This is a genomic window from Oleiphilus sp. HI0066, from assembly GCF_001635725.1.
In genome coordinates, this window is record NZ_LWFH01000421.1 from 1 (window position 1) to 993 (window position 993).

Below are 993 nucleotides of genomic sequence, written 5' to 3' on the forward strand. Positions count from 1 at the left end.
ATCCCTTCATCAGCTAGCTCGACCATCACGTCGAGAACCTCTTTAATCATTTCTGGATCAAGCGCAGATGTTGGCTCATCAAACAACATAATCTGTGGGTTCATACATAGAGACCTAGCAATCGCTACACGCTGTTGTTGTCCACCAGATAACTGTCCAGGGAATTTATTCGCCTGATCCGGTATTTTAACGCGCTCTAGGTATTTCATTCCCGTTGCTTCTGCTTCTTCTTTCGGCTTTTTCTGAACCCAAATTGGCCCTAAGGTGAGATTTTCTAGAATCGTTAAATGCGGAAACAGGTTAAAGTGCTGGAATACCATCCCTACTTCGCGACGAATAGTTTCGATATTCTTAACATCTTCAATCATCTCAATTCCATTAACCACTAAAGAACCGCGTTGGAATTCTTCTAAGCGATTGATACAACGAATCATCGTTGATTTACCGGAACCAGAAGGACCACAAATTACTATCTTCTCGCCCTTCTTTACATCTAAATTGATGTTTTTCAGTACATGAAAATTTCCGTACCACTTGTTTAAATCTTTAATTTGTATTACCGGTTCATCAGAAGAAGCGGTCTGAACTGTTTCTTGTGTATTATCACTCATGTGTAATAACCTCTAATTCCTATGACTCGTATCTAGTTTCTTCTCGATATTTGCACTGATCATCGACATACCAAAACAACACACCCAAAATACAACAGCTACAAATATATACCCTTCAGGAGCATGCCCTCCTAACCAATTTGAGTTTGTAAGTGCGGTTTGTGTTGTACTCAACAATTCAAAAATACCAATGATCAATAAGAAAGTTGTATTCTTGAATAGCATGATGAACGTTGCCAAGATGTTTGGCATTGAAACCTTAATTACTTGTGGAAAGATTATCAGCAGTGTTTTTTGCCAGTAACTTAGACCTAGTGAATCTGCGGCTTCATATTGTCCTTGTGGAATTGCCTGGAACCCACCTCTAAATACTTCAGCCATA

General features: G+C 39.3%; 2 protein-coding genes. Both read right to left on the reverse strand.

Features of this window, described 5'->3' with window-relative positions; translation table 11 throughout:
- On the reverse strand, nucleotides 1-611 hold a 611-nt coding region (locus tag A3738_RS05670), incomplete at its 3' end, for an amino acid ABC transporter ATP-binding protein (RefSeq protein WP_068763435.1).
- Nucleotides 612-623: 12 nt separating this feature from the next.
- Nucleotides 624-993 (reverse strand): ABC transporter permease subunit (locus tag A3738_RS05675; RefSeq protein WP_068763436.1); only part of this gene is annotated, 370 nt, incomplete at its 5' end.